Origin of the sequence: Phormidium pseudopriestleyi FRX01 (assembly GCF_017313335.1) — a bacterium.
Classification (GTDB): domain Bacteria; phylum Cyanobacteriota; class Cyanobacteriia; order Cyanobacteriales; family Laspinemataceae; genus Laspinema; species Laspinema pseudopriestleyi.
In genome coordinates this window covers 1-19,285 of sequence record NZ_JAFLQW010000225.1, presented here as the reverse complement: position 1 = coordinate 19,285, position 19,285 = coordinate 1, and the positions used below count along the sequence as shown (strand labels likewise).

The window sequence follows — 19,285 nt, the reverse complement described above, 5'->3', positions numbered from 1 at the left end:
TCTAGCGTAATTGAGGAGAAATTGAGTGGGAGACATTGAGTATTTCCTGTCTGGGTAACTGGCGCGTAAACAAATTTAATCGATGGAGTAGCTAAACTGAAACGATGATCTATTAGATTACCAAATTATTGGGATTCTGAAGCAATCGCACTGTCAGTTTCCCGGCTTTTAGCTGGAGGCAAAACGAAGATTCAGACGCATCATAGATTTTATTAATCGCACTTACTGCTTTCACCGTTCAACGGACATCATCAACGAACATCATCGCTGAAAGCGAGAACCAGACAAATCAGACGAACTGTGCATCTTAAGTAGAATGAGTGGGCGCACTCTACTGCCCTCGAAAAATGCGATGGCTTTACGGGTTGCTGCGGTATTTGTCAAGAAAACTCGCCAACACCGCAGTAGTGATAACCTTGGACTCGGGTTGCGATCGCCCTACCCGCTGATTGACGATCCTGGATCCCCACTCAACTGAGGCAGTTTAGCCCCACAATATGTATTGTCTCTGATTGTACTATAACCTCAGAAGCGCCAACTTGCCGTGACGCAACTTTTCCGCTACAATCGAGAGGCACAGGAACGATTAACCACAAAGCGACTTTGAGGCGATCGGGTTGGAGAGTGTTCTATATGCTTTGCCTACCCCCCCTAGATTTCTGTACCTGACAGTTTATAAGATAAAGCAGGTTTAACCCTAGGCTAATTATAAATAACATCTGACTTGCGGATTTGGATAAATTCCTTGAATCTTTAGTGGCTCCCCATTAGCCAGTTCCCTCCGCCAATTGCCGATCCTAGGTAACTAGGCTACAGGGATAGCTATTAGATAAAATCGGACAAGAAACTGGCTTTCCTAACTTCATTAGGAAATTTTTTGTGAAGATTCTGTAAACAAACCCGGTTGTCTTCCCTCTACTGTAACGAGTCCTAGCATAAAATAGAACGAACCTTTACCCCGAATTGGAATCCAGCGAGGAAATAAAATAAATGATGTCTGCGAGTTGTTCCCTTTCGATTCTAGCGGCCCGAACTGATCTACCCTTTATGATGCAGATGATTCCTCATATCGTCAGAGGGTGTAACTTCAATTTTAGCGATCGCCTATTAGCGGTGGATACGGCCCCTTTATCCGGAGATAAAGTCAATCGTCCGGGGATCGGCACAATGGAACAACTGCGGGATTGCTGTGAGCAGTTAGTCCAAGCAGGTGTCATTGATCGGGTCGTCGATATAGACTACTCTGAAAACTATCGCAACAGGGTTTATCGTCAGCATTTTGGCAGCCCCATTCGCCAAACCCACAACTATAAGGGTTATCCGATTTTAGGCACAATTTTTTCCATCGAAAACCCCAAAAGTGACTACCTCGTTCATTTTGATAGTGATATGTTCCTGCATACAGAACCAGGTTATAGCTGGATTGAGGAAGGAATCAAGTTGTTGCAGGAACACCCCGAAGTGATGGCGGTACGACCCCTGACGGGGCCACCCACTGCGGATGGAAATTTGTGGCAAAAAGTCCCATACGATCGCGATCCCGATGGCTTTTATCGCTTCAAGTTTTTTAGCAGTCGGGTCTATTTAATTGACTGCAAACGATTCGAGCAGATGCTCCCCCTCCCGATTATTTGGCGCTCTTATAAAAACAAATTTCTCAATTATCTGCCCACGGGAGTAAAAACCCGGTTAAACAACTGGAGGAAAAAAGGCCAACTAGATTCGTGGGAAGTCATGGTATCGCAACGCTTAGAGCAAACTGATTACGTGCGAGCAGTGATGGATTCACCAAAAGCCTGGACGATTCATCCAACCGATCGCAGCCCAGAATTTCTAGCAGCTTTGCCAAAACTTGTTGAAAAAGTGGAAGCGGGATTCTACCCTCCCGAACAGGCCGGTTATTACGATTTGAAAGTCCAATATTGGCTGTAAAATTGAGTTAATCATAGCTTGCTCCCATAGAAGTTAGTTTTTTACTCTTCCTATTCTTCTGCATCGCCATGAATAATAATTTCCCCCCAATTTATTTTTACCTTCCCGAAGCCGATTGGCCTATTGGCAACCTGCTCGAAAGTCCGGAATCCTACCAAGAAGTCATAGCTCAATCCACCTCTACCGGAACTTATGGCTGGATATTGCAAACCTATCTCCATCTGAAAGCGAGTGGGTTTCCTTGTACATTAATTGGCACAATTCCCACGGAAGGAATCGTCTTGGGATATCGCAAAACCCTCCCGGAGGATTTACAACCCGGGTCTAAATTACTGCTGGTTTGTGTACAAGGAGATGAGGGTCAACATCCCTTTGCTCAGGTGCATCTGGTCCAAAATTCTCAGGAGTTGTTAAAACCCTATCGATTGCTCGGCGATCGCATTTTATTTCCTGGGGAGATTTATTTTATGCCTTATTGGCCCCAACCCGGGGCGATTCCCAGGGATGCCTCTCGGGTCGATCGATTTGAAAACATTGCTTATGTGGGTCGGGAAATGAATTTAGCACCGGAACTACTCGACCCATCCTGGCGGGAAAAACTCCAAGAGTTAGGGTTGCAATGGCAGGTGATTTCGGCGCGCGATCGCTGGAATGACTATAGCCAAATCGATGCCATTCTCGCCGTTCGCAGTTTTAATCGCCCATCGGACTACCATTGGAAACCCGCCGCCAAACTTTATAATGCTTGGCACGCAGGAGTCCCGGCCATTATTGGCGTAGATTCGGCCTACCGTGCCGAACGCAAAAGCAAATTAGATTATATCGAAGTCAAGTCCCAATCCGAGGCGATCGCCGCCTTAGTCCGGCTTCGCGATGATACCCATCTGCGTCACGCAATGGTAGAAAACGGCAAAATTCGCGCTCAAGAAACCACCCCGGAAACCCTCATCCTCCGCTGGAAAAACTTACTCACCGATGTGGTCGTTCCGGCATACCATCGCTGGTCTAATTCATCAAATTTGACGCGGCAAGTATTTTTAACCCGCCGTTCTCTGGCCGTTGAAACGAAAGATTGGCGAAAAAATATCCAGTCTGGACGAAATCGCCTCGGATTGCGGACTCGCTTGCGCTCTCTTATTTCTAAGAAGAATTAACCGGGGTTAGAAATTCCGATGTGCTGTGATGTCCTTTGCTCTAGTTTAGGAGTAACGATTCGTGATTTTCTCCGAGGAGACTAACTCGGAGTGTTCCGGGTCATCTCTCGTAACCACTGTTGAGCAATATTATCCCAAGTTTCTCCTTTGACTTTTTCCTGAAAATCTTGCCGAATTTGCTCTAACCTGTCCGGGTTTTTTAATAATTCTACGATCTGGCGGGCGATCGCTTCTTGAGTTTCTCGCGCAAACGGATCCCCGGCAATTTTCAGGCAATAGGATTTTTCCGCTAAAGCGGCGAAATCTGTAGTAACGGGTACGCAACCGACCATTGCCGACTCACGCACCGAAATGCAGTCTACTTCTTGATAAGTACAACCATAGTAATGAATAGCCGCCGTTGATTTTTCTTCTACCAGTTTGTCTTGCCCTGTTCTGCCGTGATCCGTGACGTCGGCTTGATTCATTAATTCTATCATTTTCTGTTTCCACGCTTGTTTTTCTGGATTGCGTTTATACGATTCATCAAAAAACTGCCATCCATAATAAATCTCTAACGTTGCCTCTGGACTTTCCTTCTTTAAAAGAGGCCACCCGTACCGCAGCATAGACTCCAATCCTCGCTCGTAATTAGAAGCGTATATCAGTTTGTTTAGTTGTTTGGGATATTCACTCAATTCTAATAAAAACCGATCCGCTCCATTGGGGATAATCGCAAATTTTTTATCAGGCACTTTGGGCAATAAATTCCGGTGAAACTGACATTTTACAAAAATTTTATCAACGCGATCAAGTCGTTCTTTTGTAAAATCTTCAATATTATAAGGAACATCATGCAGTTCGAGTAAAATTTTATTGGCCTTTATGGGTAAATCCAGCATCCGCACAGCTTTGTTGCGCCAAATAATCAGCGTATCGAAGGTATCCCAAGGATTGAATTGGTCGTAATTCCGATATTCTACCCCGTCATAGAGTCCTTCCCCGTCCCCGCAGTAATTGTAAACCCTGACCTTATACCCCTGCTTTGCCCATTCTCTAGCTAGATAAACAACCCCAGTCTGAGCACCCGCTAATCCTCGTTTTAGGCTTTCTGGTGTCCATTTTTCGGCGGTTCTCCCGGTGTAGTAAACAATTGATTTCTCGGGCCATACTATGGCTTTTAGCTTGTACTTCCATGATTTAGCAAGGTCGGCTAATCCCGGTAGATTAGACTTGAACCAGTCTTTAATTTGTCTTTTCACCTTAATTTCCCCTTGTTTGAGTAAAACGTGGCTGAGATAGATTAAACTGTGTTTTAGTTAGGCCATAACCGGGGATAATCCGGGGTATTATCAAGAAGCCATCCCTGATAGGGTTAAAAATTGCTGCGATCGCCTCCCAAATAGAGCGTTCTATAAACAGTTTCTCTCTCTAATTCTCCCTGGGTTAGCTTCATCGAAATGCTGAAAAATCCAGTCAAGGCGATCGGCCATTTGTTTTATTCCTGGAAGAGTAACGCTCCGAGTCCTTAACAGAAATTTCACCCGTGCAATGCTGCCCTAGCCCTGGAGCAGGACCTCAAATTGTGGTACGGCTCCTCTACTACGATGACCTGACTCGGCAATCGGGGCAGATTAATCTTCTACCGACCCCATTGTTGTCCCAGGTTACTATCATCATTATGATAAGCGCTACCGCCAGCGATCGCAAGCCTCCAGCCGGATTCCTTGAAGCCATCTCCTGCGATTAAGACATCTGTGAATCCCTTGATCAGGACTTGGAGCATTGGAAAACATGAAAATTCCCTATTTCCCAAAAGAAGCTCTGACAGTTTACAATCTATAGAGTTGACCTCTAGGAAAAATCCGGTAACCTTGTTTGAACCATCACGTTGCTTTCTTGATTTTACCAACCCATCACCAACACCATGAATCAGTCCAAGCATAATTTGAAAAAGGTCGCAGTCTGGCATCCTTATTTTTTGGGGGGAGGCGCTGAATCTGTCAGTCTATGGATTTTAGAGGCTTTAGTCCCTCACTATAACGTCACCCTGTTTACCCTAACTTCACCAGATTTACACCGATTAGATATTCTTTACAATACACATTTAGCGCAACAAAAAAACCTCACGGTTCAGCCAATGCTACCGTCATCCCTAAGTCCGAGTCTCATTGATCGGTTAATAGCCAACAACCCGCGAATAAAATCGGCCCTTAATCATTGGGCAGTCCGCGCTTTCAAATCGATGAATACTGAATATGATTTAGTCTTTTCAACCTATAATGCGTTGGATATGGGACGAGTAGGAATTCAGTACCTCCACTGGGTTCATGTCGTCGATCCGCAACCCCATAAAAATAAAGGGTGGACTCGTTTAATGATGAAGTTCTCGGGATTTTCGATGGACCAGCTCAAACAGAATCAGTCCTTAGCAAATTCCTACTACACTGCGGATAGAATTAAATTAGCCTATGGCATTGAGTCTCGGGTCATCTATCCTCCAGTCATTGGGGAAGTGGAGGTCGTTCCCTGGGAGGAAAAAGAGGATGCATTTCTCTGTAGCGGTAGAATTGTTGCGGCAAAGCAGACTCATCTAGTGATTGAAATTTTGCAGGCGGTGCGCGATCGCGGCTTTGATGTCAAATTACATATCACCGGAGGGGGTGGCGGCACTTATAAGCAGTCCTATGAACAGAAAATTATGCAGCTTGCAGATAAAAATTCTGACTGGATTACAGTTTATCAAGACCTGCCGTATAAAGATTATCTCCAGGTGATTGCACGCTGTCGTTACGGCATCCACCGTAAGCCCGAACCTTTTGGAATCTCCGTTGCAGAAATGGTCAAAGCAGGGATGATTCCCTTTGTTCGAGAAAAAGGGGGACAGGTAGAAATTGTCGGCGCTCACCATGATGAATTGCTATTTGATAATAACAATGCCAATGCCGTGGAGAAAATTGTCCAAGTTCTCAAACAGCCCGATCGCCAGATGGCTCTACTTGAATCCTTGAAAAAACAGCAATCTCTCTTCTCTACGGAAAAATTTATTGCAGAAATTCAAGCTGTGGTTGCTGAATACTTCCAAAACTAATTTTAATCCCGAATTCATGTTCCCTCTAAAGGAGTGATTAATTCAGTGTCTCATCTTGTCAACTATCATGTTCGGCATTCCATCAATATCGGTGATTTGTTTTCTTCTCCTCTTTTGTACTTTGACTTTCCCGGATTCCAAACCGAAGCCAAAGATATTGATGATTTACCCCAAGAGAAACTCCCGGATCAACATCTGATTCTGGGGGGAGGGGGACTATTATTTCCTCGGTTTCTGGGAGGAATCCAGCATCTTAAAAATTATGTAAATCAAGGCAAGTTTATTTTTTGGGGAGTCGGACAACAAAGTTATAAAGATCCATCTCTTACCTTTAGCCAATTTGACTATAGCCCTTATGTTGAATCCGTTGATTTGCTCGGAATTAGAGATTATGGAGTCGGTTTAAATTGGGTTCCCTGTGTCAGTTGTATGCATCAGGAGTTCGATCGCCCCCGAGTTCCCCAGCATGAGGTAGTTGTGTTTTCCCACAAAAAGTTTCGGATCCAAGTTCCGGGACTACCCACGCTCACGAATGAGTCGATGGATTTCCGGACTGTACTGGATTTCTTAGGGTCTGGAGAAACCATTTTAACCAGTTCTTTTCATGGAGCCTACTGGGGAACACTTTTAGGGCGAAAAGTCATCGCTTTTCCCTTCACTAGCAAATTTTATGGACTGAAGCATTCTCCAGTTTTATATCCTGTTAAAAAATGGAGAGAAAAAAGTTATAAACTTTCTCTCTTCGGAAAGACGCTCTATGAATCCCGGGATCCGAATTGGTTTCAGTGCGAGATGGATGATTGGCGTTCATGGCTGAGTGAAGGTAAAAATTATCCATCTAGTTTGCAAGAATGCCGCGATCGCAACCAAGGATTTTATCAACAAGTTCTTGATTTATTAACTTAAACCCCAGCAGATTCCTCTGAAATTCCGGGTGTCGCCCGCAACCCGGTTCGGGGGGATTCACTGGGGCTGATTTACCGGAGGATCGCGGGAATTACCCCGGAAAGAATCTCTGCCATCGCTTGAAAACTATAATATTGAACGCATCTTTCCCGCGCTTTTTGGCCGCGTTCCTGGGCAATTTCCCAATTGTCAAAAATCTCCTCAATGGTTTGAGCAATTTGTTCCGGCGCATTCGGATCAACCAAATAACCCGTGTCAGCTAAGATCGCCGGAATATCTCCCACCCGGGTTGCTAATACGGGTTTTGCCATTGCCATCCCATCGGTTAATTTGAGGGGGAATTGTGCGGCGGCGGCAGCTTCATCTCGCTGGGGAACGACTACAATATGAGCGGCAGCAACCACTTCAGGCATCTGCTGAATCGGAAAAGTGGGTAGTTTGATAATCCACCGCCCCCATTGTTCCATCAGTTGATTATCGTAATCATCATAAGGACTACCCCCCACGATCGCCAGTCTTAAATCCGGCTGATTGAGGCGATCGAGAGCGATTAATACATCTTCTATGCCTTTATAGGGTCTCGGTGCACCGGGAAACATCAGAATCCGATATCCCGAAAGTTGATAGTGCTCTCGACTGGTTTCCGGGTCATAACGAGTCGGATCAAATAAATCCGTATCTTTGCCATTGGGTAAATACACCCCGCCAAAGCGCTTTTGCAAAAACTGATTGTGCAGGGTCACCCGATCTGCCCGCGCAATCCATTTTTCCATCCATTTTAAATAAAGTGGATGGTCCGGATATCGCAATTGCCCATTTTCTTTAAAAATATCCCGGCCCAATTGTTTGATGCTAGGAGGGCGATATTGCCAAGCGTCACCCCCATGCCAACTCAGTTCCCAATCATCAATATCTAAAATGACTGGCCGACGAGTTTTAATCTGATTTAATAAGGCCAATCCAAAACTACTTGGCTTCGGTTTATAGGCATAAATAATATCTCCCGTTATTTGATTCATCAGGGAAGTGGCTGATTGAATAAACTGGGGATATTTTTTGCCGGGAACGGTAATAATCGGGATATCTTCAAAAGAAGCTTTGACGTTAGGTTCGTCATCAAATACAAATCCGAGAATTTCTACGTCATAGTTGAGGCGCTTGAGCACTTGACTGAGTAAAAAGGGGCGAACCCCACCACCGCCCCACCGTCCGGCCCCTTTTTTAGAAAGGTCGCTAACCAGAACAGAAATCTTAGGTTTTACGGTGGGGTTCGGCAAGGTCTCTCCGGATTGGTTTAGACGATTCATCGGGGGTACTCATGTTGCCTATAAAGTCCTAAAATAGCTTTTCAGCTATCATTTTATCCGTTTTTTAATCAGCCCTATGACGCTTTTGATGCCACTGCCATGCATGGGATATGATATCATACAAGTCGGAATACTCTGGATGCCAACCCAAGATTTTTCGGGCTTTTTCACTGCTTCCGACTAAAACTGGAGGGTCTCCAGGACGGCGACTACCAATTTTTTGAGGAACCTCTTTCCCCACTACTTTTTCGGCGGTTTCAATCACATCTTTGACGGAAAAACCACTCCCATTTCCTAAATTGAATACCTCGGTTTCTCCTCCTTTCAACAAATATTCCAGTCCCAAAATATGGGCGGAGGCTAAGTCATTTACATGGATATAGTCTCGAATACAAGTACCATCTGGGGTGGGATAATCGGTTCCGTAAATTGAAATAAATTCTCGGTGGCCCAAGGCAGTTTGTAACACTAAGGGAATCAGATGAGTTTCCGGATCATGGTCCTCCCCGATCGCCCCGTCGGGATCGGCCCCGGCGGCATTAAAATAGCGGAAAATCACGGACTTTAACCCGTATGCTGCATCAAAATCAATCAGGATTTTTTCCACCATGAGTTTGGTCATTCCATAAGGATTGATCGGATGCTGGGGATGGTCTTCAGTTAAGGGAATCTTCACAGGAATCCCGTAGGTGGCACAGGTAGAGGAAAAGACAAAATTTTTCACCGATGCTGCTAACATCGCTTCTAATAAGGTTAACGTCCCGGTGACATTGTTTCGATAATATTTCGCTGGGTCAGTCACTGACTCGCCCACATAAGCGTATGCTGAAAAGTGCATTACGGCTGAAAAATCATGGGTTGCAAATAAGTTATTCAGCAGGGCGCGATCGTTGGTATCTCCTTCTATCAATTCGACTTGTAAAACATCTTCTACGATGTCCCGATGTCCATAGACTAAGTTATCTAAAATAGTGACTTGATACCCTGCTTTTTTCATGCTTAAGACTGCATGGGAACCGATATAACCTGCCCCACCTGTGACTAAAATCGTTTTATTGTTTTCGCTCACTTTTTTCCATTCCATTCCTTTGTCTTTCTTCTTGATTAAAAAAAATAGTTACCCCGTCATCTCCCTCCGCTCATGGACTGATGCGGATGATGGGTTTAACTCCCAACTGAATTATGTTATAATCTTAATCCGATCGCTCTGGATTAATTCAAAAATTCGATTGATTTGCCGCCGGTCTTCATCGGTGATATTTTTACCCGATAGCAAGACATTCGCAATTTGTAGATGTTCTTGAGTGCTAATTTCATTGATTTCTAGGATTCGCTCAATCGTTTGATGAATCGTAAAAATCGGTTTAATCGGGGTCGGTCTTCCCATTCGCTTTTTCGTGACTAGATTTGGGGACAGTGTGGCTTAAAGCCTTAACGGTTCTATTTTATCTGTTTCAATTGAGAATTCCCGTAAATTTGTTACCCTAAAATTATAAAGACTTGATAAAATTTTGGCAAGTTTTCAACCTGTCGTCAATTTTACCGCAATTATCCATCATTTATATGAACTCCAGGAGGAAGGATTCAATGGAAGTTTATCGGCTCAATGCGCTTTCGGATAATTATATCTTTTTACTGCATGACCCCGCGCAAAATTTGGCAGCGGTGGTGGATCCGGCTGAGGCGGATCCGGTCCTGAGACAATTGAAGGCCCTGGGTGCTGAGTTAACGACGATCTTCAATACCCACCACCACCGGGATCATGTGGGGGGTAATCAGGCATTGATGCAGCATTTTGACGGGGTGACGGTGTATGGAGGTGCTCAGGACCGAGGCAGGATTCCCGGACAGCAGGTGTTTTTGCAGGAGGGCGATCGCGTGGAATTTGCCCAACGCCCTGGGACGGTGTTCTTTTTGCCTGGACATACTCGCGCCCACATTGCCTATTATTTCCCCCCGGCATCGGGAGAGGAACTGGGGGATTTGTTCTGTGGCGATACCCTGTTTGCTGGGGGTTGTGGACGCTTGTTTGAAGGGACTCCCACCCAAATGGTCTCGTCTCTGAGTAAACTCCGGGAATTACCTGATCAGACGCGAGTTTGGTGCGCCCACGAATATACTTTATCCAATCTGCAGTTTGCCTTAACGGTGGATGGAGAGAACCTAGATTTACAGGAACGGTTCGCCCAGGTGAAGGCGGCGCGATCGCACAATGAGGCGACGATTCCTTCGATTTTGGGAGTGGAAAAACGCACTAATCCCTTTTTGCGCTGGGAAGATCCGGTGTTACAACGGGCCGTAAATGGAGGGGACCCGGTGCAAACCTTTGCTCGCCTCCGGGGTCGCAAGGATCAGTTTTAGCCCATTTTGGGTCCAGGAGTTCCTCTAATGGTGGGGCGATCGCTGTTGAAGAAAGTAAGCTGTTGAAGCAGTTAAATTGGGAGCATCCCAATGCTCGCCGCCCTCACCCTAAATCCCTCTCCCAAAGGGGGAGAGGCCTGTCCTGAGCTTGTCGAAGGGGACTTTGAATCTGGCGCCCCCCTTCGACCCTTCGACCCTTCGACTGGCTCAGGGCTCAGGGCTCAGGGCTCAGGGCTCAGGGCTCAGGACAGGCTTCTCCCTTTTTCTGAGAATGGGGCTCCGGGGGATGAGGGGAGACTGTCCAAACATCGGATGCACCCCTTAAATTGGAAGCTTCTAGCGAGCAAGATGCTCGCACTCCAAGCATTTCAGAATTTTCTGCTTTCGTTCTTTAGACAGTAAACAACTTACCCTCGTCTCTGGGGGGAATACAATAGAAAAACCTCTGTTTCCCTGCTATTTTCCTTGTCTTTTGAATATGCTCGAAAATCCAGAATCTGGGACAACTTACGAAGGCGGTTGTCACTGTGGTGCGGTGCGATTTCGCATCACTGTCGATCGCCACGAAGCGATTGACTGTAACTGTTCCATCTGTCAGAAAAAGGGGTTTTTACATTTAATTGTTCCCCCAAATCGCTTTACCCTGTTACAGGGAGAAGAGATGTTACAAACTTATACATTTAATACAGAGTCCGCGAAACACCTGTTTTGTAAACAATGTGGGATTCATGCATTCTATAGACCGCGATCGCACCCGGACAGCTTCGATGTGAATGTCCGATGTCTGGATGGGGATGTCGGGGCGAAATTTGCCGTAACTCCCTTTGACGGACAAAACTGGGAAGACAACATCCAAACGATTCGATAAAACCGGCGATCGCCTTGAACCGAGGGGAGTTACTCTCCCCCTGGCATCGCCAGTAACTGCCATTCCCCGTTAATTTTGCCAAATAAAGCGCGAGATTCTAGGGGAGAATAGACATAACGATTGTAAACATAGCCCTCGCGATCGTCCCGGAGTCGAATCGCCGTCCAACTATCGATCGGGTCGAAGGTTTCCGGGAGTTGGCGATCGCGGTCCATTTGCACCACTTCATTTGACAGGGTAGCGATCGCCTCACTGTCTAAACTGGGTTGCGATCGGGCATTGACATTCTCGCCCACCACCACCACGCGATCGACCGGCCAGGACACTTCTGCCTCGGAATTCGGTGCCGGAACCTGCCTTGCAAAGGCTTGAGCCACATTTGGGCAAACCCAAATTTCCGAACCTGCATCAATATTATACGTCGAAGGATTTTCGGCAGGAACACAGCCGATGGCGACTGCTTTTTCCAGAAGCAACCAAAATCGCCCTTGAGGGTCATCTAAGTTCAAATTCTCCAGAGTTCGCAGAACCGAAAAGCCGGTGGTTAGACCTGTTTCTGGGATGATTGAGCCGACAAATTGGGCATTCCGGTTTTGTACAGCCTCCCGTAATTGGGCGCGAAACTGATAGAAATCGCTACCAGGTACGGCTTCATCTTCTAAAATGAGCCGTCCTTCAGAATCAGGGGTGGCAACGGGTCCCGAAGCCCCCAAATTGATCATCCTGGGTTCCCCCGTTCGAGAATGAGCGCGGATTAGGGCTGCCAAAAGAACACCCAAAGCTAATCCGACACCGATCGCCATTAAGATCGACCAGCGGAGTTTTTTGATGGGGTAACGCCCTCTTTTTGTAGCCTTTTTAGCCATGCGGTCTGATTCGCTCATGAGCAACCCAGTGACCCCCTCTCGTGCCATGCTCCGGATCAGGAGCCTTGTCACCGGGTAGAGTTAAGCCAGTCTGGGGGATTTCCCCGCTATTTTAGCGGAAAATCGCACTCGCCTTTGTTCAAGCGGATGCAATGTTTAGGGTTGCTAGGGTGCAGGAGGGGTTCGGGATGGCTCAAGGGAGGGGATTTCATCGGGTCCAAAGAGGCGATCGCCCTTGATCTGAAGTCAACCCGGGTCAAGGCAGGGATATCAAGATTTGATTCATAAGTCCCTGAAAAAATTATTTTCCCCCTCCAGATCGGGTCAGCTTATCCCCAGCGATCGCCACTGAATCGCACCACACCTTCTGCATAACCCTGAACTGAGCCTACGGTGCAAACTGCCTCAAAAACTGAAAAAAGTATTAAAAGAGATTAAAATTCGGCGCAGTGCTGACAAAATGGGCTATAGAAAACAAAAGACCACCAACGTTATTATTGTCATCATTGCCCGAGTTAACTTTCCTAGTCCATCTTCAAAAAATTGTCCGTAGCTTATGCAACCAATTCGCACGTTTAACGTTTCTCCCTCTCTGCCTGCGAGACTCGAACCCTTACGCACCTTGGCCTACAATCTCCACTGGGACTGGAATGTAGAGACAAAAGACCTGTTTCGGCGCTTAGACCGGGACCTGTGGGAATCCAGCCGTCACAATCCCGTCTTGATGCTGGGAACCATTTCTCAAGAACGTCTGGAAGAAGTGGCAGAAGATGAAGGATTTATCGCCCAGATCGACCGTGCAGCGCGACAACTCGACGACTATCTGAAAGAGCGCACCTGGTATCGCAAACACCGGGAAAAAGACAAACATCAAGAATGTTTTGTGTATTTTTCTGCGGAATTTGGCCTCACGGAATGTCTGCCGATTTACTCGGGGGGCTTAGGGTTACTCGCTGGGGATCACTTGAAATCTGCCAGCGATCGCGGTTTACCCCTGGTTGGCGTCGGACTCCTCTACCAAGAAGGATATTTTAGCCAATATCTGAACGCCGATGGGTGGCAGCAGGAACGTTACCCGATCAACGACTTCTACAATATGCCCCTGCACCTAGAACGAGATGCAGAGGGGAATGAATTACGGATTGCGGTAGACTATCCTGGGCGAAAAGTATATGCTCGGGTTTGGCGCGTCCAAGTGGGGACTGTTCCCTTGTATATGCTCGATACCAACATCGAACCCAACAATCCCTACGATCACGATATCACCGACAAACTCTATGGCGGTGATAGTGATATGCGGATTCACCAGGAGATGATGTTAGGGATTGGCGGGGTGCAGATGCTCAAGGCCCTCGGCTATGAACCCACTGCCTATCACATGAATGAAGGGCATTCGGCCTTTTTAGCCCTAGAACGGATTTCCATCTTAATCCAAGAACAGGGTCTCACGTTCAAGGAAGCCAAAGAAGTCGTTGCTGCCAGCAATGTCTTTACCACCCATACCCCGGTTGCTGCCGGGTTTGACCTGTTCCCCCATGATAAGGTCATGCACTATTTGGGTCATTATGCCGAGAAATTTGGCTTAGGAAGAGAACATTTTCTAGCGTTAGGACGGGACAATACCGGGGATTTGGAGTCTCCTTTTAGTATGGCAACCCTGGCGATCGAGATGGCTAGTTTTATTAATGGGGTCGCCAAATTACATGGCGAAGTCTCCAAAGTGCTATTTAATAACCTTTGGCCGGAACTCCCCCCGTCGGAAGTGCCGATCACCTCGATTACCAATGGTGTACACGCCCGCAGTTGCGTGGCAAAATATACCCAGGAACTTTATGATCGCTATCTCGGACCCAAATGGTCCACCACTCCCGCCCACTATCCCTTGTGGGAACGGGTTGATGCCATTCCCGATGATGAACTCTGGCGTAACCAGGACCTCTGCCGCGCGGAACTCGTCGTGTTCGTCCGGGAACGACTCCAAAAATACTTACGAGCTCGTGGCGCTTCCTTCACAGAAATTGATGCAGCGCGGGAAGTGCTTGATCCCGGAGTTCTCACGATTGGGTTTGCACGGCGTTTTGCCACCTACAAACGGGCTACATTGTTCCTGCGCGACCTCGATCGCATCAAGCGGATCTTACTCGGGTTGAATACTGACCTGATTCCCGGAGGCAAAACCGCCCTCCGTAAGCCAATGGTTCAGTTTGTTATTGCCGGAAAAGCTCACCCCCACGACATTCCCGGCAAAGAAATGATCCGTCATATCACCCATTTCATTCGCGAACAAGGATGTGAAAAAAATGTGGTGTTTATCCCCGATTACGATATTAATGTAGCCCGGATGATGGTATCTGGCTGTGATGTGTGGTTAAATACCCCCCGCCGTCCTCGGGAAGCATCGGGAACCAGTGGGATGAAAGCGTCCATGAATGGATTACTGAACCTCAGTATTCTTGATGGATGGTGGGATGAAGCGGACTACGTTCGTACCGGGTGGCCGATCGGACATGGGGAATTTTATGATGACCCCAACTATCAAGATGAAGTAGAAGCGAATGCTCTATATGACTTGCTGGAAAAAGACGTGATTCCCCTGTTTTACAATCGGGATGAAGAGGGAGTGCCGCGCAAATGGGTCTCGAAAATGAAAGATGCAATTCGCTTGAATTGTCCGCTGTTTAATACGGCGCGGATGGTGAGTGAATATGCAACTCGGGCTTATTTCCCGGCCAGCGATCGCTACTATGCCATGACTGCTAATGGCTGTCAACCGGCGAAAGAACTGGCCGGTTGGAAAACTCACCTGTTTGAACGCTGGTATGACATCAAGATTCTGGATATTGATATTTCTGAATCCGATGATGTCAAAGTCAACCAAAGTATTAAGGTCAAAGCGCTGATAGACCTAGCGGGATTGACTGAATCTGATGTAGAAGTTCAACTCTACAAAGGACCGATGGATGCTGATGGAAATATTATCAATGGCGTCTCAGTCGTCATGGATTATCAAGGGACTGATGCCAATCAGCAAAGTATCTATACGGCAAACATTGCTTACAGTTCTTCCGGTTTACAAGGATTGTCTCTGCGGGTGTTACCGAAACATCCCTATTTAAGCAGTCCATTCCAACCGGGTCTGCAAGTGCTTTGGGCTAATGCTTAGAGGTTGAATTGATTGAGGTGGCTCAGTTTTTTGGGAGATTTGAACCACTGATTTCACTGATTTTCACTGATTTTTTGATTGATTTGTAGGGGTGATTTATGGATTGCCCCTACATCAGTTATTTGATTTACGGAAGGACTATTTGGAATGACGATATAGCCGTTGGTGTATGCTTCGGTTATCGGGTCGGTACTGACTCCTAAGACGAGGTTGTGATCGCATCCCCAATACCACCAATGAGCGCCAATGTAAGCACAAATAATTGCATCGATTTGGTCTTCAATGGCTTTGAATAATTTAGAGCTTTTTTCGCTTAATTTAGTAATAAAAATATCCGGTGGGTCACTCAGAATCCAAGCGTCTGACTCTAAGTTTAAACTGGGTTCTAAATTAGGCAAAATTTCGACAATATATTGCCGAAGTTTGATTAATTCTAAACGGCGATCGCCTAATTTACCTTTTTTGTATTTGAGAATCCGAGATAACCCAAATAAATTAATCATCGCCGGATGAGGAAACACTTCAATTTGATAGCGATCGCACCGTTGGGGAATCATCATCGGTGCATGCATAAACCCCCGCGCCTCCAAACTCTTGCCAAACCCCACTGTATGACTGGCAAACCGACTCTTCAGATTAGCCGGATAACACCCCGCATGATAGCGCCCAAAATAGCGATGAGTCTGTTTATCCGGCAATCTCATCCCTGTCGCATTCGGAATCAGTGTTGGCGCATCCACCGCAATCAGTCCCGGTTCTGGTTCAGGAACTCTTTGATCCACCCAATCTAGGATATCCACCGTTGACAATTTGCAGTCTAAATCCGTAAGTTGTAATTGATGATTCTCCCAAACTAGACAACACAACCCACTCGCGCCGGAACTCCATCCGAGGTCAATTCCAATAAATTTCATGTTTTTTTTATCAGTTTTTTTGACATTAATCGGAAATCATTTTGAAAAGTAAAACAGTTAAATCGGGTCAATTGCCTTAAGGGTTTAACGCCGCATAAACTGACGGACTGAAACCCTCACCAGACGGATGCTTCCGTCATGATCAGAATTTTCGCCTTCAGAAGTGGCAGGAGTAAGAAGCAGACTGGGCCAGTTTTATGATAAACTGTGAACCAGACAGTGGAGGAAAAAATCATGTCCCAAGTTGATATTGCTGAAGCGAAAGCGAAACTGCAAGAGTTATTGGAAATCGCCCTCAATGGCGAAGAAGTTGTGATCACCAAAGACAGCCACCCGGTGGTGAAACTGGTGCCAGTGCCAGATCAAGCGCCACAAAAACGCCCCCGGGCCCAATTTGGCAGCATGAAAGATTTAATCTGGGTGGCTGATGACTTTGATGAACCGCTAACCGAAGAGTTTAAGGAATATATCGGATGAGACTGCTTCTGGATACTCATACCTTCATTTGGTTTGTGATAGGCGACCCCAGGATACGTCCTGACTTGCAGGAGAGAATTGCCGATGAGAATAACCAGAAGTTGCTCAGTAAAGCAAGTATTTGGGAGGTGGCGATTAAGCAAAGCCTTGGCAAGCTAAACTTTGCTCTACCTTTTAAAGATGTTATAGAGCAGAAACTCGCAGCCAATGGTATTGATTTGCTCGATATCAGTTTAGACCATATTGAGATTGTTGCCAGTCTACCCCTCCATCATCGCGATCCGTTCGATCGCCTCATGATTGCTCAGGCAATTGTCGAGAATATCCCAATTATCAGTGCGGATGCTATTTTTGATGCCTATCCGATTCAGCGAATCTGGTCGTGATTCAGCCGGTATTGCTACTGAACTTAATCCCCCTAGAATTACGGGTGCAGGACAGCCTTACCGTGCTAATTTTAATAAACTGGCGAGTTGTTCTGGTTGATGAGACCCGATTAAGATTTTCTCCCCATTTTTGAGTTTTAATAACACCCCGCGATCGCCACTGACGTTAAAGGCTTTTCCCTGGGGACCATAACGAACCCCCCATCCACCATAATCTCGCAACGGATGATAGTTGATCACTTCTGATTTAACTATGGATTCAAAGGGAACTTGAATTCGCTTAAATAACAACGGATAAAAACTGAGATACAATCCATCGGTCCTCACTTCTGTGACTAATTTTGCACTATAAAACAAGATTGGAAAAAATACCCCAAAGACAATCCCAAAACCAATTAAAATAATATTTAAAATGGTATTTTCTTCCCAAGATTGTTCTAAAAAAAATGGCATCATTGCCGCAGAGAGAGCAGCCAAAGAGCTGCATACTAGCACGAACCAAATCCAACCCTGACGAAATTGCTGCACCTCGCGAAACAAAAGAGTTGCATAAATTTCCTCGTCAATCCTTACTTCGTCTGACATGGATGCCGTTGTTCGTTTTTCCACAGCTACCTCCTATACCCGTTCTGAAAGAGGATTCGCGAATCTGATTCGCTTTGTGATGGCAAGGGTTTCCCTCCCCTCTTAAGCTCGGGACTTTTTTGATTACCCCCATCACCCATTCCCTCTGTCCATAATATGCCCAAAAGAGTAGTCTATTTTGCCCGAAAAAACAACGAAAACATTAGGGACTAAGTAGGGCATAAATGTTGAGTTTTGTATAGGCGATCGCCACTTCATCAGGTCCCCAGGAGCAGATTGCCGGAAATGGACCTGAACTGGGGTCCCTTAAAGCGATTCCCTATCAAGGCGATCGCATGACCCGAGACCCAAGATTTGCTAGGATATTTGAGCTTTATGTCAAAAAAAGTCAACAATAAGATAGAGAAACACCGATTCAGTCCGGTTTTCCTCGTTCTGTCAGTCGCAATATAAGAGCAAATTATGGGTAAGCAGCGCGTTTTATCTGGAGTCCAACCTACCGGCAACCTCCATCTCGGTAACTATCTCGGTGCGATCCGCAACTGGGTCGAAATTCAAAGTCAGTATGAAAATTATTTCTGTGTAGTGGACCTCCATGCCATTACGGCACCCCACACTCCCGCCACTTTAGCCCAAGATACCTACACGATCGCCGCCCTCTATCTCGCCTGTGGCATCGATTTACAGCATTCCACCATTTTCATCCAGTCCCACGTCTCAGCCCATGCAGAACTCACCTGGCTGCTCAACTGTATCACCCCCCTCAACTGGCTGGAAGATATGATCCAGTTTAAGGAAAAAGCGATCCGTCAGGGTGAAAATGTCAACGTGGGGTTACTAGATTACCCAGTTCTGATGGCAGCGGATATTTTGCTCTACGATGCGGATAAAGTCCCTGTCGGCGAGGACCAAAAACAGCATTTAGAACTCACCCGAGATATTGCGGCAAGGGTAAATCATCAATTTGGCAAGGAAAAAGCGCCGGTATTGAAATTACCTGACCCCTTGATTCGCAAGGAAGGGGCCAGGGTGATGAGTTTAACCGATGGGACGAAAAAAATGTCGAAGTCTGATCCATCGGAACTGAGTCGGATTAATTTGCTCGATCCACCGGATGCGATCGTCAAAAAAATCAAAAAATGCAAAACGGACCCTATGCGGGGACTGGTGTTTGATGACCCAGAACGTCCGGAATGCCATAATTTGCTGACGCTTTATCAGTTACTCAGCGGCAAAACCAAGGACGAGGTGGCAGCGGAATGTCAGGATATGGGTTGGGGTCAATTTAAACCGTTA

At 46.3% G+C, this 19,285-nt stretch carries 19 protein-coding genes; 11 read left to right on the top strand and 8 right to left on the bottom strand.

Features of this window, described 5'->3' with window-relative positions; genetic code table 11:
- Nucleotides 1-316: 316 nt before the first annotated feature.
- From J0895_RS08220 to J0895_RS08210, 3 genes are all read left to right on the top strand, one after another.
- Nucleotides 317-478, top strand: a complete 162-nt coding sequence (locus J0895_RS08220) for a hypothetical protein (RefSeq protein ID WP_207087621.1) — start codon at nucleotides 317-319, stop codon at nucleotides 476-478.
- A 512-nt stretch (nucleotides 479-990) separates the two neighbouring features.
- Entirely contained in the window at nucleotides 991-1,932 is a 942-nt protein-coding gene (locus tag J0895_RS08215; RefSeq protein ID WP_207087620.1) for a hypothetical protein, read from the top strand.
- A 68-nt stretch (nucleotides 1,933-2,000) separates the two neighbouring features.
- The gene (locus tag J0895_RS08210; protein WP_207087619.1) at nucleotides 2,001-3,086 is read left to right on the top strand and encodes a glycosyltransferase; all 1,086 of its coding nucleotides are present in this window, start codon (nucleotides 2,001-2,003) and stop codon (nucleotides 3,084-3,086) included.
- Nucleotides 3,087-3,166: 80 nt separating this feature from the next.
- On the opposite strand, the gene J0895_RS08205 is transcribed toward J0895_RS08210, so the two are convergent.
- Together J0895_RS08205 and J0895_RS08200 are read right to left on the bottom strand one after the other, a co-directional pair.
- Nucleotides 3,167-4,327, bottom strand: coding sequence for a glycosyltransferase family protein (locus J0895_RS08205; RefSeq protein WP_207087618.1), 1,161 nt, complete (start codon nucleotides 4,325-4,327; stop codon nucleotides 3,167-3,169).
- A gap of 380 nt (nucleotides 4,328-4,707) precedes the next feature.
- A complete protein-coding gene (locus tag J0895_RS08200) occupies nucleotides 4,708-4,851 on the bottom strand; it encodes a hypothetical protein (RefSeq protein ID WP_207087617.1) in 144 nt (47 codons plus the stop codon).
- 141 nt (nucleotides 4,852-4,992) lie between these two features.
- On the opposite strand from J0895_RS08200, the gene J0895_RS08195 reads away from it, so the two are divergent.
- Together J0895_RS08195 and J0895_RS08190 are read left to right on the top strand one after the other, a co-directional pair.
- Nucleotides 4,993-6,156, top strand: coding sequence for a glycosyltransferase family 4 protein (locus tag J0895_RS08195; RefSeq protein ID WP_207087616.1), 1,164 nt, complete (start codon nucleotides 4,993-4,995; stop codon nucleotides 6,154-6,156).
- A gap of 45 nt (nucleotides 6,157-6,201) precedes the next feature.
- Entirely contained in the window at nucleotides 6,202-7,062 is an 861-nt protein-coding gene (locus tag J0895_RS08190; protein WP_207087615.1) for a hypothetical protein, read from the top strand.
- Between the two features lie 71 nt (nucleotides 7,063-7,133).
- Here the strand turns inward: J0895_RS08190 and J0895_RS08185 are convergent, their stop codons facing one another.
- The 3 genes from J0895_RS08185 to J0895_RS08175 all read right to left on the bottom strand — a co-directional run bounded on the left by J0895_RS08185 (nucleotide 7,134) and on the right by J0895_RS08175 (nucleotide 9,756).
- On the bottom strand, nucleotides 7,134-8,369 hold the full coding sequence (locus J0895_RS08185; protein WP_207087614.1) for a glycosyltransferase: 1,236 nt from the start codon (nucleotides 8,367-8,369) through the stop codon (nucleotides 7,134-7,136).
- A 64-nt stretch (nucleotides 8,370-8,433) separates the two neighbouring features.
- On the bottom strand, nucleotides 8,434-9,453 hold the full coding sequence (galE, locus tag J0895_RS08180) for a UDP-glucose 4-epimerase GalE (protein ID WP_242541145.1): 1,020 nt from the start codon (nucleotides 9,451-9,453) through the stop codon (nucleotides 8,434-8,436).
- Between the two features lie 96 nt (nucleotides 9,454-9,549).
- Nucleotides 9,550-9,756: a hypothetical protein gene (locus J0895_RS08175; RefSeq protein WP_207087612.1), complete on the bottom strand. Its 207-nt coding sequence runs from the start codon at nucleotides 9,754-9,756 to the stop codon at nucleotides 9,550-9,552.
- Nucleotides 9,757-9,956: 200 nt separating this feature from the next.
- Between J0895_RS08175 and gloB the strand changes: the two genes are divergently transcribed.
- Complete coding sequence (gene gloB, locus J0895_RS08170; protein ID WP_207087611.1) at nucleotides 9,957-10,730, top strand: hydroxyacylglutathione hydrolase; 774 nt, start codon at nucleotides 9,957-9,959, stop codon at nucleotides 10,728-10,730.
- A gap of 478 nt (nucleotides 10,731-11,208) precedes the next feature.
- On the top strand, nucleotides 11,209-11,598 hold the full coding sequence (locus J0895_RS08165) for a GFA family protein (RefSeq protein ID WP_207087610.1): 390 nt from the start codon (nucleotides 11,209-11,211) through the stop codon (nucleotides 11,596-11,598).
- Nucleotides 11,599-11,627: 29 nt separating this feature from the next.
- Here the strand turns inward: J0895_RS08165 and J0895_RS08160 are convergent, their stop codons facing one another.
- Nucleotides 11,628-12,512 carry an SH3 domain-containing protein gene (locus J0895_RS08160; protein WP_207087609.1) on the bottom strand — a complete coding sequence of 295 codons (885 nt, stop codon included), beginning with the start codon at nucleotides 12,510-12,512 and terminating at the stop codon, nucleotides 11,628-11,630.
- A gap of 508 nt (nucleotides 12,513-13,020) precedes the next feature.
- On the opposite strand from J0895_RS08160, the gene glgP reads away from it, so the two are divergent.
- On the top strand, nucleotides 13,021-15,627 hold the full coding sequence (gene glgP / locus J0895_RS08155; protein ID WP_207087608.1) for an alpha-glucan family phosphorylase: 2,607 nt from the start codon (nucleotides 13,021-13,023) through the stop codon (nucleotides 15,625-15,627).
- A 53-nt stretch (nucleotides 15,628-15,680) separates the two neighbouring features.
- Here the strand turns inward: glgP and J0895_RS08150 are convergent, their stop codons facing one another.
- Nucleotides 15,681-16,541, bottom strand: coding sequence for a DUF429 domain-containing protein (locus tag J0895_RS08150; protein WP_207087607.1), 861 nt, complete (start codon nucleotides 16,539-16,541; stop codon nucleotides 15,681-15,683).
- 234 nt (nucleotides 16,542-16,775) lie between these two features.
- Here J0895_RS08150 and J0895_RS08145 point away from each other — a divergent pair, with 234 nt between their 5' ends.
- Nucleotides 16,776-17,018: a type II toxin-antitoxin system Phd/YefM family antitoxin gene (locus J0895_RS08145; protein WP_207087606.1), complete on the top strand. Its 243-nt coding sequence runs from the start codon at nucleotides 16,776-16,778 to the stop codon at nucleotides 17,016-17,018.
- Nucleotides 17,015-17,404: a type II toxin-antitoxin system VapC family toxin gene (locus J0895_RS08140; protein ID WP_207087605.1), complete on the top strand. Its 390-nt coding sequence runs from the start codon at nucleotides 17,015-17,017 to the stop codon at nucleotides 17,402-17,404. Before J0895_RS08145 ends, J0895_RS08140 begins: the two co-directional genes overlap by 4 nt.
- Nucleotides 17,405-17,461: 57 nt before the next feature.
- Here the strand turns inward: J0895_RS08140 and J0895_RS08135 are convergent, their stop codons facing one another.
- The gene (locus J0895_RS08135) at nucleotides 17,462-18,013 is read right to left on the bottom strand and encodes a DUF6141 family protein (protein WP_207087604.1); all 552 of its coding nucleotides are present in this window, start codon (nucleotides 18,011-18,013) and stop codon (nucleotides 17,462-17,464) included.
- Nucleotides 18,014-18,451: 438 nt separating this feature from the next.
- On the opposite strand from J0895_RS08135, the gene trpS reads away from it, so the two are divergent.
- The coding region (trpS, locus tag J0895_RS08130) for a tryptophan--tRNA ligase (RefSeq protein WP_207087603.1) at nucleotides 18,452-19,285 on the top strand (834 nt) is incomplete at its 3' end.